The organism is Roseateles sp. P5_B10 (assembly GCF_056400485.1).
Genome location: NZ_JBFULE010000095.1, coordinates 1 through 12,751, shown reverse-complemented (window position 1 = coordinate 12,751; position 12,751 = coordinate 1). Strand labels below are relative to the sequence as shown.

Here is a 12,751-nt window from a genome sequence, read left to right as displayed (position 1 = left end):
GTGCTGGCCGCTGCCCTCATCGGCCACATCGGCGGCCGGTTGGCGCCGCAGGTTTTCGCCCTCGGCGGCGGCCACGGTGCTGCCAAGCAGGGCTACGGCCCGGCCCTCATCGACGACGACACGCCGACGCCACCCCATGCCCGCTTCAGCCGCAGCCGCCTGGCCCGCGTGCTCGCCATCGGCCTCGGGCTGTGGCTGGCCGCCATGGCCGGCCTGGTCGCCGCCCACGGTTTTCAAGGCGCGCTGACGCAGATGGGCTGGTTCTTCACCAAGGCCGCGCTGCTGACCTTTGGCGGCGCCTATGCGGTGCTGCCCTATGTCTACCAGGGCGCCGTCGAGCAGCACCAGTGGCTGACCGGCACGCAGATGATCGACGGGCTGGCCCTGGGCGAGACGACGCCGGGGCCGCTGATCATGGTGGTCGCTTTCGTCGGCTTCGTCGGCGGCTGGGTGAAGCAGCTCTTCGGGCCGGACTCGCTCTTCCTGGCCGGCGCCGCGGCGGCGAGCGTCGTCACCTTCTTCACCTTCCTGCCGTCCTTTGTCTTCATCCTGGCCGGCGGCCCGGTCATCGAGTCCACGCACGGCAAGCTGCAGTTCACGGCGCCGCTGACGGCCATCACGGCGGCAGTSGTCGGCGTCATCCTCAACCTGGCCGTGTTCTTCGCGTATCACGTGCTGTGGCCCCAGGGCTTTGGCGGGCGCTTCGACGCGGTCTCGGCCCTCATCGCTGCGGGCGCCGGCATCGCGCTTTTCCGCTTCAAGCTGGGCGTCATGCCGCTGCTGGGCCTGTGCGCGGCGATCGGCCTGGCCACCACGCTGCTGTGAGGCGGCGCCAGGCCTGTATTGCCTTGGGCGCCGTCGCCACCAGCGCGCGCCCGGCGGCCCAGCCGCCAGCGAGCGACGCACGGCGCCTGGCGCTATCCATCGCCTCACAGTACGTCGCCACGCCAACGCCCCATTACGTCAACGCCCTGCTGGTCTCGGCACAGAGGCATCTTGGCCAGCTCGAGATGGCGCGCACCGCCACGGCAGCCCTGCGCGAGGCCGTCAACGCGCCGGGTTATGCCATGCCCACCGACTGGCCGCGCCTGGCCGGCTATGCGGCACTGGCGGAAGCAGCAACGCTGGACGGCGACACGGCGGCCGGCGCGCTGGCCGTGCAGGCGCTGCGCTCGGTGCTGGCTGACACCGCCGCCGGCCCGCGCCTCGCCGGCTTGCGCTCGTGGACGGACGACATGTTCATGGCCACGCTGCTGCTGGACCGCACCGCGCCCCTGCTGCCCGCGCAGGAACGCAAGCGCGCGGCCGTCGCCCTGACCGCTGCGCTGCTGCATCTCTCTGACCGACTGCAGCGGCCCGACGGCCTTTTTGAACACGCTGAGGCTTCCCCGGTCGCCTGGGGCCGCGGCAACGGCTTCGCGTCGCTCGCCCTTGCGCAAGCCGTCGCCGGCCCGCTGCAGGGTTTTGCCGCCGCTGCACCCCTGATCGGACGCCTGCAAAACCAGCTGCACGCGCTGCTGCCCCTGCTAGGCGCGGACGGCCTGTGGCGCCAGGTGCTGGACCAGCCCAGCGCCCAGCCCGAACTGACCGTGACGGCGATGAGCCTGACCGCACTGGTCATGGCCCGCAGCCACGGCTGGCTGCCCGCCGGCGTGGCAGACGCGGCCGTCACCCGCGCCTGGGCGGGCATGCAGTCGCGCATCGATGCAACCGGCGGCTTCCGCGATGTCTGCGCCGGCACGCCGGCCGGGCCGACGCTGGACTTCTATCTGCAGCGGCCCATCGTGCACGGCCGGGACGATCGGGCGGCGGCGATGGTGTTGCTGGCGGTTCAGTCGTTCTGCCGGGAGCCTGGCTGTTCGGCATAGCGCAACAACGCCTTTGCCGCCTCGACCCGCAAGGCCAGCGCGGCCGTCTCGTCGTTCAGCACCTGCTGCAGGAAGCGCTTGGGCTCCACATCTGCGCTCGACGGTTGAGCTGCGGGCGATGAGCCTGTCGAGACCACGGGCTGCAGCCGTTGCATCGCGGCGGCCAGAGCCGCCGGCTTGATGCTCTCCAGCCGCGCGAGCAGGTCAGCCTGCCCTTCGATGCCCGGCGGGATGTCCAGCCAGGGTGTGTCGGCAAACACCGGCGCGAGGTCGGGCGCAACGAAGGCGGACCAGTTTTCCGTGGCGTCCTGCTGCGCCGGCACGAGCGCTGCGTCGAAGGTCTGGCCGGCCGCCGATGGACTCAACCGCAGGCGTGCAGGCGCGACGCCGGCCAGGTAGCGTGCCTGCAGATGGGCGAGAAACGCCGCCGCGCGCAATGCGCTCATCGGCGCCTGCAGCGAGAACCACAGCTGCAGCCCGTCGCTGCCCGACACGGCGATGGCGGGGGCGGGCAGCTCAAGATCGGCCTGCACGCCGCGCCAGACCTTGGACAGCACATCCCAGTCGGCAGGGCCAGTCAGCTCCATGACCATTGCCCGTACCTGGCCCGCACCATCGATCAAATGCCCGCCCAGATCCGGCGAGGTCAAAAGGTACAAGCGATGCAACTCGGACTGCAGGCGGTTCATGTCGATGGGCGTTGGGGGGCGAAGCGAATCTACCGCAAGCGTCGCCACCGCGAGGGCGGCCGCCCACACCTATAGTGCATGCGGCCCGATGGATTCCGTTCGAAGGTGCACATGCAGCCACCCGCAAGCTTCGTCGCAGGAATCCTCAGGGTCGCCGCATGCGCCGTTTTCGTCGCCACCACGGCGCTGCTGCTCGGTGGCTGTGCCGGCCAATCACGGCTGCTGCACCCCCCTGCCCTCGACGCCACGACGGCACTTGGCTGGCGCGCCGAAACGGCGGACGGCATCAAGCTCGATGTGCAGCAAGTCATCGTCCGCAACGATGCGGCCAGCTGGGTGCGCGAAGCCGACTGGGATGAGTACGCGCTGGTCGTGCGCAACGACAGCCGCACACCGGTCCAGCTGCGCTCGATCTCGCTCGCCAACGACGTCCTCGACAACGTCAACCACACCACCGCACCCGATCAGCTCAAGAGCGAGACGACACGCAACGTCGACGCCATGAAAACGGCCGGGCGCATCGTGGTGATTGGCTCCAGCGGGGCAGTGGCCGGTGTGCTGGTGCTGGCAAGTGCGGCCGGCTACACCGTGATGGCGCCGATCCTGCCTCTGGCCCTGCTGGTGGGCGGCATCTCGGCCTACCGAACGCAGAGCAGGGTCAACGCCGAGTCCCTGGTGATCGAGTATGAGATCAAGCGGCGCGGCTTCCAGTTGCCAGCCGACCTCGCCCCTGGCGCCGAACTGCGGCGCAGCGCGTTCTTCCCCGTCACACCGGCGCCGCAGCGTCTGCGCCTGCTGTATGGCGTTGGCAACGAGCAGCGCGAGCTCCTGCTGGCATTGCCTGCGCTTTCGGGTCTACACATCCAACCCGCGGAAAAGGCGGAGCCCTCAGGCCGCTGAAGAACTTGCCCCGGCCCCGCCTAGGGTCATCACCGGGACATCCATGCGTTTTGCGCAAAATCTCACCTGGCCGCGGCCAGGAGCCTCCCAACCAGTGCGGTCAGGTCGCGGAAGGTGTCTTCCTTTTCAAGCACGGCGCGCACACCCGCGGCCGTCGCTTGTTCGCGCAATTCGTCGGTGATCAGGCCTGAGCTGATCACCACAGGCAACCCGGGGCGGAGGGAGGCGATCTCGCGTGCGACGTCGAGGCCTGAGCGGACAGGCATGTTGTAGTCGGTCACGAACAAGTCCACCGCATCGGGTGCGGCGCCCAGGGCCGCAAGCGCAGCGGCTGCCTCGGTGAAGCCGCTGCAGCGGTAGCCGGCACGCTCCAGCAGGCGCACGACGACCAGCACGACGGTCTCGTCGTCGTCCAGATAGATCACGTGCTCGCCGTGCCCAAGGGACGGTGCATCCGACAGGCGCTCGACGCTCATCGCCGGCAGCGGCGGATTGACGGCAGGCAGGTAGAGGTGGAAGGTGCTGCCCTGACCGGGAAGGCTGTCCACGGCAATGCTGCCCTGATGGGCGACGACGATGCCATGGACCACCGACAGGCCCAGGCCCGTGCCCTGCCCCGTTGGTTTGKTCGTGAAGAAGGGCTCGAAGATCCGCTCGCGTGTCGCGGCGTCCATGCCCATGCCCGTATCACTCACCCACAAATGGGCATAGGGGCCGGCGACCAGCCCGGACAGGGCACGGGCCGTGGCCGCGTCCAGATGCACCGCCTCAAGGCCGATGACGATCTTGCCGACCTCGCCACGCAACGCGTGCCAGCCATTCGTGCTCAGATTCATCAGCACCTGCTGGAGCTGGGTGGCGTCGCCATCGACGTGCAAAGGCACATCGCTCAGGCTCAATTCGAGTTCAACCCCAGCCGGCAGGGTCACGCGCAGCAGGCCATAGGTCTCATCGACGATTGGCCGCAGCGCGACGTTGCGCAACTGCTGCGGCTGGCGGCGGCTGAAGGTCAGGATCTGGCGGACGAGGTCGCGCGCGCGCAGGCCGGCCTTCTGGATCTCGCCCAACATCGTCAGCGCGGGATGGTCGGCCTCGAGTTCACCTCGCGCGAGTTCGACATTGCCGAGGATCGCGCCAAGGATGTTGTTGAAGTCGTGGGCGATGCCGCCTGCGAGCGTCCCGAGGGATTCCATCTTTTGCGCCTCGCCGAGCTGTGCCTCGAAGCGTCTCAACTCGGCCTCCGCCTCTCGATGCGCGGCCCGGCGAGCGGCCTGGACGAGTTCGCGCTCGACCACGGGCGCCAGCCGGCTCATGTTGTCCTTCATCACATAGTCGTTGGCACCGGCCTTCATCGCGACCACAGCCGTTTCCTCGCCGATCGTGCCGGAGACAAAGATGAAGGGAATGTCCAGACCGCTCGCTCGGAAGGTGGTGAGCGCTTCCAGGCCGCTGAAGCCCGGCATGCTGAAGTCGGAGATCACCGCATCCCACGGGCCCTGGACAAGGGCTGACTGCAGCGCCGCCAGATCCTGGACCCGGTGGAAATCAGGCGCGAAGCCTGCGCGGCGCAGCAGGCGCATCGCCAGGCGGGCGTCGTTTTCCGAGTCCTCGACGGCAAGAACCCTGATCGGCCGTTGATTCATGACGACGCCGGCCGCGGCGGCAATTGGTTGAGTGCGAGCCAGTAGATACCGAGCACCTTGACCGCCTCGAGAAACTCGGTGAAGTCGACGGGCTTGCGCACATAGCTGTTGGCGCCCAGCTTGTAGCCCGAAACGATGTCCTGCTCCTCCTTCGACGAGGTCAGGATCACTGCCGGAAGCAACGCCGTGCGGGGGTCGGCGCGCATCGCCTTGAGCACGCCAAGCCCATCCAGCCGGGGCAGCTTCAAGTCGAGGATGATCAGTGTTGGCAGCGCCGCCTCAGCACGATGGGCATGGGCACCACGCGCAAACAGGAAATCGAGCGCTTCCACGCCGTCGCGGGCGACAACCAGCGGATTCATCAGATGGCTGCGCTTGAATGCGCGCAGCGTCAGCGCGACATCGTCCGGGTTGTCTTCAACCAGCAGGATGACCTTGCTCTCGTCGCTCATCGGTTTGCTCCAGGATACGGAAGAAGAATGTGGCGCCACTGCCGAGGCTGGCCTGGGCCCATAACGGCCAGCCATGGCGGCGCAGCACACGCTGAACAATCGCCAGGCCGACGCCGGTGCCCGGGAAATCGCTTTCGTGGTGAAGGCGCTGGAAGGCGCCGAACAGGCGATCGGCGTAGGCCATGTCGAAGCCTGCACCGTTGTCGGCAACAAAACAGATCCGGTCCCTGCCTTCATGGCGCATACCCACGCGAATGACGGCGTCGACGGTCTTGCCCGTGAATTTCCAGGCGTTTTCGAGCAGGTTCTGCAGCGCGATGTGGATCAGCTCCCGGTCGGCCTGCACCCTGATGCCCTCGTCGATCTCCCAGCGCACCTGGCGCTCGGGTTGACTCCGGGCCAGTGTGGCCGCCATCTCGTGGACCATGGCGCTGATGTCCACCTCCTGAATGCGCAGCTCGGCTCGCGTCACCCGCGCCWGGCCCAGCAGCTCGTCGATCAGGCGACCCATGCGCTGGCTGGCGGCGCGGATGCGCTGCAGGCTGTCACGGGCCTCGTCGTCGAGCTGATCGCCATAGTCCTCGATCAAAGCCAGCGAGAAGCCATCCATGCTGCGAAGGGGGCTGCGCAGGTCGTGCGAGACCGAGTAGCTGAATGACTCGAGCTCATTGTTCAGCGAGACGAGTTCCCGATTGCTGAGCTCGAGCTGGCCAAAGGAATCCCGCAGCGCGCGCGTCATCGCGTCAAAGTGGCGCGCCATCTCGCCGAGTTCATCGGCGCTGCCGACATCGAGCTCGAACGACCAGTTGCCGGCGGCCACCTCGCGAGTGGCCTGCTCGAGCCGCGCGATCGGGCGGAGCACGTCGCGCCGGAACATCCAGACGGCAGCCCCCGTGATCAGCGCCATCAACACCAGTCCCGCGGCCGTCACGAGGACCACTCGCTGTTGCGTCTCGTCGATACGAACGCCCGCATCGTCAATCAGCTTGGCCGCGTCGACGAGGCTTCTTTGCTGCAGGATCAGCAGCCGGCTGGAGATCTGGACCTCGAAGCGCTGCTGGACCTCGTCGGCGACGCCACCGGCGGCTCGCGTGGGCACAACTTCGCCGAACAAGCGGTGGCTGGCCTCGCCGTTGGCGCGCAGCTCGGCCAGTGTCCTGGCTGCGGCATCGTCAAGGCCGGTCGGCAATGCAAGCAGGCCTTCAAGACGCTGCCAGACCGCCTGTTCCTGCAATCGGGCGCGTTCGCGACGGTTGAGCAGGTATTCGAAGGTGACCATGCGGATGTCGTTGAGCGCGCTGGCGATCGCGGCGCTGTGGCGGCGCTGCTTGACAGCGGCACTGACCTGGGTGTTCGCCCAGCCGATGCTGGCGGCGATCAGCACCATGGCGCCGAACATCAGCGCTGCGGCGATCCGGGCCTTGCTGCTGATCTTCATCGCACCACCGTCACCCGCCCCGGGCTCGCGGCCAGCAAGGCGTCGAGGCTCAGATGGGACAGGAAGTTCGGCATCGGCTGCGTGGGCGCATAACCGCGCGCCATCGCCCAGCCCGCCACATCTTCGAGCGTGACCAACTGGGCCTGCTGCTGATCGACCTCCAGATCCAGCGCCTGCCAGGCCGGCTCGAGCGCCTCGGGGTCGAGCTTCAGGCGTGCTGCCAGCAGCGTCTTCGCCTGCTGGGGGTCGAGCTGCACGAAACGCTCGGCATCCAGCAGGGCCAGCAGCAGTCTGCGCAAAGCCTCGCCGCGGGTGGACATGAATTCGCTGCGGCCGACAAGCACGTAGTTCTGGGCATAGGCATCGGGTGCACTGAACGAGATGATGGCGCTGCCCAGGGCCAGTTCGGCTTCATGCCGGACCGGCTGCCAGGCGGCGATGGCGTCCACGCTGCCGTCGCGCAGCGCGGCGATCAGGCGGGTTGGCGGCAGGTCCACGAGGATCAGCGACTGCGGGGCCAGGCGATGGCGCACCATGAAGGCCCACAGGAAGTATTCGCCGCTGGTCCCGAGGGTGACGCCCACCCGGCGCCCCTGCAGGCCGGCCGGTGAGCTGATTTCGCGGTCGCGACGCGCCAGCACGGCCAGTTCGTTGGAGGCGCTCGCCACCGCCGCCGCCATGCTCAGCGGCGCACCTTTGAGCACCTCGATGACGATGGGCACGTCGGCCGCGGCGGCGAGGTCCGCGCCGCCTCGCAGGAGCTCGGCCAGCGCAGCTTTGCCATGGGTTTGCGGCAGCACCGTCACTGCCAGACCGCGTTCATCGAAGAAGCCCCGTGCCGCGGCGATGTGAATAAGACCGGCATGCGGCGCCTGGGGAAGCGCAATCGAGAGCCGCTCGGGCGCCAAGGGCGGGCCGGACCGGCGCCGGCTCAGGCCAAACGCCGTGGCAAGCACGGCGAGTGAGGCCAGGCCTGCCAGATGACGGCGATTCAGACGGCGGTTCAGACCGCGACCCGCCGGGGTCGGAGCGCTCATTTGGTCCTCCCGCACCCAACACGCCAAGGCCATGAAGGCCACCTGGATAACGGGTTAAGTGTGTTGTCTAAGCTCGTTTGAACGAAGAGTACGGGCACGGCTTGCGTCTTGCAAGGCCTGTTGCGTGACGTATGACCTAACTTGTCCAAACTGCGGCATAGGAGATTTCTCCGTTGCCAGTTCAAGCAAATCTGGCAATGCTTTGGCCCTGGAGGTGGCAGATGGACCTGACGAGCTACACAGACCAGTGGCAGGCACAGCGGCAGCAACTCTTCAAATCCGTGCCGCCGGAAGGCCGCAAAGTCCGCTATCTGGACAAGGAGTTCCTGGTCTACCCCGACACCTTCTGGCCCTTCGCCGACAGCCTGCCGCTGGTCAGGAATTTCACGGTCGCGCCAGGCGAAACCGTGCTGGACGTGGGCACCGGCTCAGGCGTCATTGGCATCTTTGCCTGCTACCAGGGCGCAGGGAGGGTGGTGGGCGTGGACATCAACCCGGCGGCCATCCAAAGCGCCACCCACAACGCCCAGATGCACGGCTTTGCCGGCACCATGACAGCGCTGCAGTCCAATTTGTTCGAGGCGCTGGGCGACGAGCAGTTCGATGTCATCACCGCCAACCTGCCGTTCCGAAACAAGCCGGCACACGATGTGGTGGCCATGTCCCAGTGGGACACCGATTTCAAGACCAACACGCGCTTCTTCGAAGGCGTGGGCCGGCATTTGAAGCCCAAAGGGCGCATCTATTTCGTGCAGTCCAACTTCGGTGAGATCGAGGCCATGAAGCGCCTGGCGCAAACAGCGGGCCTGCAGACCAGGGAGCTGGCCAGCGAAGCCACGGACGAAACCGGGCGCCAGCAGTTCTTCGTCTACGAGATGACCTGGGCTTGATCGATTCCAGGAACCTGACGCATCGCCCCCCATGGACAGCCTGCTACTGGCCATCAAGGCGCGCCGCGCCGTCCCGCGCTCAGGCCTGAGAACGAGGGTCCGCAGGGTGGCCGTCATCCTGTGCGGCTCGCGCGGCGGATCCAGCCTCTTCAAGGAGGCCCTGGCCCTGCATCCGAGCATCGCTTCACTGGATGGGGAACTGGACCCGTTGCTGGCCTTGTCGGGCAACGGCTTCAATCAGAACTCCGACAGCGATGGCATCGAGCGGGTGGCCAATGTCGAGGAATTGAGCAGCAACATTCTGGACGAGGTTTCCTTTGCCTCGGCGGACCTCCTCGATACCGAGCTGCTGCTCAGGAAGTGGAAGAACCGGCTCCTGCTGCAGTTCCCGTCGCGTTTCCTGGACACCGCTGCCGAGCGGCGCCTGGAACAGTCGCTGGAGGCGGCCTTGGGCCAGTTCGAAGGCGGCGAGCGTCGCAGCGAAACCGAGCTCCAGGAACTTGTGCTCTCCACCGTGTTCAGCGACGAGCCTTGGCGGATCAGCTACTACGACGGCAAGGCCAACCGCGGCGACGGCCGGCACTTCGACGAACCCTTGAAAATCGAGGAGCCTCCCTTCGTGGTACCCACGCTCAAGCGGCGGCCCTTCGGCCCGGCCGATGTGCGGGAATCGGTGCTGCTGTTCAAGGCGCCGTCCGACGCCTACCGCATCGGCATGTACGAGCAGTTGTTCCCCAACGCCGAGGTGAGCTACATCCATCTGACCCGGGGTTTCGCGCAGTCCATCAACGGCCTGATGGACGGCTGGCTCTACCCGCTGGGATTCTTCTCCCACGACCTCAGCAAGATCGGCTGCGAACTCGTCATCCCCGGCTATTCCGACACCGTGGCTTTCGGCCGCAAGTGGTGGAAGTTCGACCTGCCACCCAACTGGCGCCAGTTCACCCGGGCGAAGCTGGAAGAGGTGTGCCTGAACCAGTGGTACTCCATCCACGAAGCCATCCTGCAAAGCGGCGTCTGCACCCTGCGCGTGTCTTTTGAAGACTTCGTCGACAACCCCATCGCAACGCTGCGGTTGATCACCGACCATCTGGGCCTGCCCGCCATGGCCCCGCCAGATGCGCTGCCCATCAAGATGGCCACCGAACCACCGAGCTCCAAACGCTGGCACAAAAGAAGCGCCTTGCTGCTGGACCTGGCTCAGCGGACCGAGGTGCGCGAGATGATGGACAGGCTTGGCTATCCCATGGAGCCCGACAGATGGCTGTGAATGCAAGGCTTCTGCTGCCCTACCTGATGGGCCAGCGCCGCGACGGCCTGCGCCGCGTGCTCGACATCGACCCCCATCCCTGGGAAGTGCTGGCACCGGCACGGCAGCATGCGACGCGGATCGACGATCCCATCGCCAAGCTGGACAACTTGGGGCGCCTCTACGCCCTGCTGGCTGCTCGTGTCGCCACGCTGGCCCGCAGTGGCTGCCGGCCAGTCAGCCTCGCCGGCGACTGTGTCTCCAGCTTGGGGCTACTGGCCGGTCTGCAGCAAGCCGGCCAGCCGCCCGAGCGTGTACTCTGGCTGGATGCCCATGGCGACTTCCACACCTGGTCCAGCAGCCAGACCCAGTACATCGGCGGCATGCCCCTGGCCCTGTTCGTCGGACGGGTCGACCAAGATCTCGACCCGCGCAGCCAGGCGGCACGCGCCTGCCTGGCCACCATCGGCGTGCAGGCTTATCCACAACAGCAAATCGTTCTCGCCGATGCCCGCGATCTCGACCCCGGCGAGCGCGAAGCCCTGCTCGGCTCCCAGATCCTGCGCTGCCCGCTCGACGAAGTGCTGGCACACCTGCAACCGCAGGAGCGCATCTACCTGCACTGGGACACCGACATCATTGACGACCCGGCCCATATGCCTGCGCTCAAATACCACGTCCAGCGCGGCCCCAGTGCCGCGGACATGGCCGACTTCTTTGGCGCCCTGCGCGCGTACAACATCGTCGCCGTCTCCGTCTCTGCATGGCATGAGGAACAGGACGCCGACAACCGGACCGCCCAGGCCTGCCTGGAGATCTTGAACACGCTGCTCGACGCCTGAGGCCGCGCTGCCCGGTTGTCGTCAGAACGGCGTCGCCGTGTTGTCCTGCAAGCCCATCGCGCCCAAGGCCCTGGCCTCCATCATGAGATGACCACCCAATACAGAGGGTGAGAAATCAGCCGTGCCGGCGGGCTTTTGCCCTTCGGTCCAGGCCTGCAGCGTCTCGGCCGCCATGGGCCGCGCCAGGAAATAGCCCTGCAGTTCGTCGCAGTGCAGCGCCAGCAGGATGTCGCGTTGCCCCTTGGTCTCCACACCTTCGGCGACGACGCGCAACCCCAGCTCATGGGCCAACTGGATGACGGCGCTGACGATGGCCTTGGCGTCGCTGCTGGTCTCGACGTCGGCAACGAAGCTGCGATCGATCTTGAGCTGGCGGGCGGGCAGCTGGCGCAGATAGCTCAGGCTGGAATAGCCGGTCCCGAAATCGTCGATGGAGAGAAACACGCCGATCCGGGCTAACTCCTCGAACGCGCGCTGCGTGCTTTTGAGATCCTCCATCGCGACGGATTCGGTGATTTCGCAAAGCAGTTGGGAGGGTTCGACCAAGTTCCTGGAAAGGGCCGCTTCGATCCGCGCCGCCAGGTCTTCCTCGCGCAGTTGATGCACCGACAGGTTGATCGCCACGCGCATGTGCAGCCCGATCTCGGCCCAGGCGCGCATCTGCCGGCAGGCCTCTTCGATGACCCAGCTGCCAAGGCCGTTGATGAGGCCGAAGCGCTCTGCGAGAGGGATAAACAGACCCGGGGCCAGCAGGCCGCGCTCCGGATGATTCCAGCGCAGCAGGGCTTCGACACCGCGGATCTGGCCATGCTGGCCATCGATCTTGGGTTGGTAATAGAGCTGCAGTTGCTCATGCTCGATGGCATGGCGAAGGTCGTTCAGCAGATTGAGCTGCTCCTGCGCACCTTCGTCCATATGCGCCTCGTACAGCGCATAGGTGCTGCCCCCGGCGCGTTTGGCGGTGTACATCGCGGCGTCCGCATGCATGACCAGCTTGTCGCCGTCACCGTGATCAGGGTAGGCGGCGATGCCAACCKATCCAGACAAGGCGACCCGGCGGCCGCCGATCTCCAGAGGTGCCGCCAGTGCCTCGATCAGGCGGCGGGCGAGGCTGACGCAGTCCACCAGGCTGCTGACGTCCTCCATCAGCAGAACGAACTCGTCGCCACCGATGCGCGCCACCGTGTCGGCGTCGCGGGCCGCTGAACGCAGGCGCACGGCAACCTCCCTCAGCACCGCATCGCCGGCGGCATGGCCGAGCGAGTCGTTGACCGGCTTGAAGCCGTCCAGGTCGACAAACAGCACGGCCACCTTGCCGGCATTGCGCTCCGAGATCTGCTCGCCGTTGCGCGCATGGCGCTGCAGCGCGTGGGTCAGGCGGTCCTCGAACAGCATGCGATTGGGCAGGCCGGTGAGCGGATCCTGGAAGGCACGCCGGCGCAGCTCCTCGTTGGCCGTTTCCAGCTTCACGTTCGCGACCTTCAGCGAGCTGCGCATGCGGGCGTCGAGGGTCGAAGTGAACAAGGTCATCGCCAGCAACGCGACGGATGACACCGACACCATCATCCCGAGCTGCGGGCCTGYCAACGCGTCAGCGCTCAGGCAGACGGTGCCGGCCGGAAAACTAGCCGCCGCCATGCCCGTGTAGTGCATGCCGCAAATGGCGATGCCCATCACCAGCGCGGCCAGGGGCTGGAAGACCATGCCGCGCCTCTCCCCCATCTTGCGCAGCCAGAAGAAGAT

At 66.8% G+C, this 12,751-nt stretch carries 12 protein-coding genes; 6 read left to right on the top strand and 6 right to left on the bottom strand.

Annotated elements, in window-relative coordinates:
- Together AC1DU6_RS09115 and AC1DU6_RS09110 are read left to right on the top strand one after the other, a co-directional pair.
- Nucleotides 1–825 (top strand): chromate transporter (locus AC1DU6_RS09115; RefSeq protein ID WP_477856821.1); only part of this gene is annotated, 825 nt, incomplete at its 5' end.
- Nucleotides 826–848: 23 nt separating this feature from the next.
- Complete coding sequence (locus tag AC1DU6_RS09110; protein ID WP_457326329.1) at nucleotides 849–1,868, top strand: glycoside hydrolase family 88 protein; 1,020 nt, start codon at nucleotides 849–851, stop codon at nucleotides 1,866–1,868.
- On the opposite strand, the gene AC1DU6_RS09105 is transcribed toward AC1DU6_RS09110, so the two are convergent.
- Nucleotides 1,832–2,557: a hypothetical protein gene (locus tag AC1DU6_RS09105; protein WP_056193895.1), complete on the bottom strand. Its 726-nt coding sequence runs from the start codon at nucleotides 2,555–2,557 to the stop codon at nucleotides 1,832–1,834. The two genes, AC1DU6_RS09110 and AC1DU6_RS09105, sit on opposite strands and share 37 nt — an antisense overlap.
- Before the next feature lie 111 nt (nucleotides 2,558–2,668).
- Between AC1DU6_RS09105 and AC1DU6_RS09100 the strand changes: the two genes are divergently transcribed.
- Nucleotides 2,669–3,457, top strand: coding sequence for a hypothetical protein (locus tag AC1DU6_RS09100; protein ID WP_477856818.1), 789 nt, complete (start codon nucleotides 2,669–2,671; stop codon nucleotides 3,455–3,457).
- Between the two features lie 62 nt (nucleotides 3,458–3,519).
- On the opposite strand, the gene AC1DU6_RS09095 is transcribed toward AC1DU6_RS09100, so the two are convergent.
- From AC1DU6_RS09095 to AC1DU6_RS09080, 4 genes are read right to left on the bottom strand one after another with little or no spacing between them, the layout of a single operon-like run.
- The gene (locus AC1DU6_RS09095; RefSeq protein WP_477856817.1) at nucleotides 3,520–5,100 is read right to left on the bottom strand and encodes a hybrid sensor histidine kinase/response regulator; all 1,581 of its coding nucleotides are present in this window, start codon (nucleotides 5,098–5,100) and stop codon (nucleotides 3,520–3,522) included.
- Entirely contained in the window at nucleotides 5,097–5,552 is a 456-nt protein-coding gene (locus AC1DU6_RS09090; RefSeq protein ID WP_056193887.1) for a response regulator, read from the bottom strand. Before AC1DU6_RS09090 ends, AC1DU6_RS09095 begins: the two co-directional genes overlap by 4 nt.
- Nucleotides 5,518–6,990 carry a sensor histidine kinase gene (locus AC1DU6_RS09085; RefSeq protein ID WP_477856816.1) on the bottom strand — a complete coding sequence of 491 codons (1,473 nt, stop codon included), beginning with the start codon at nucleotides 6,988–6,990 and terminating at the stop codon, nucleotides 5,518–5,520. Before AC1DU6_RS09085 ends, AC1DU6_RS09090 begins: the two co-directional genes overlap by 35 nt.
- Entirely contained in the window at nucleotides 6,987–8,027 is a 1,041-nt protein-coding gene (locus AC1DU6_RS09080; protein WP_457324601.1) for an ABC transporter substrate-binding protein, read from the bottom strand. The genes AC1DU6_RS09085 and AC1DU6_RS09080 overlap by 4 nt, the downstream gene beginning before the upstream one ends.
- 221 nt (nucleotides 8,028–8,248) lie before the next feature.
- On the opposite strand from AC1DU6_RS09080, the gene AC1DU6_RS09075 reads away from it, so the two are divergent.
- From AC1DU6_RS09075 to AC1DU6_RS09065, 3 genes are read left to right on the top strand one after another with little or no spacing between them, the layout of a single operon-like run.
- Entirely contained in the window at nucleotides 8,249–8,917 is a 669-nt protein-coding gene (locus AC1DU6_RS09075) for a methyltransferase (protein WP_457324600.1), read from the top strand.
- Between the two features lie 31 nt (nucleotides 8,918–8,948).
- A complete protein-coding gene (locus AC1DU6_RS09070) occupies nucleotides 8,949–10,187 on the top strand; it encodes a hypothetical protein (RefSeq protein ID WP_457324599.1) in 1,239 nt (412 codons plus the stop codon).
- Nucleotides 10,178–11,008, top strand: coding sequence for an arginase family protein (locus AC1DU6_RS09065; RefSeq protein ID WP_477856813.1), 831 nt, complete (start codon nucleotides 10,178–10,180; stop codon nucleotides 11,006–11,008). The genes AC1DU6_RS09070 and AC1DU6_RS09065 overlap by 10 nt, the downstream gene beginning before the upstream one ends.
- Nucleotides 11,009–11,029: 21 nt before the next feature.
- On the opposite strand, the gene AC1DU6_RS09060 is transcribed toward AC1DU6_RS09065, so the two are convergent.
- Nucleotides 11,030–12,751, bottom strand: a 1,722-nt coding sequence (locus AC1DU6_RS09060; RefSeq protein WP_477856811.1) for a bifunctional diguanylate cyclase/phosphodiesterase, incomplete at its 5' end; no start/stop codon positions are given.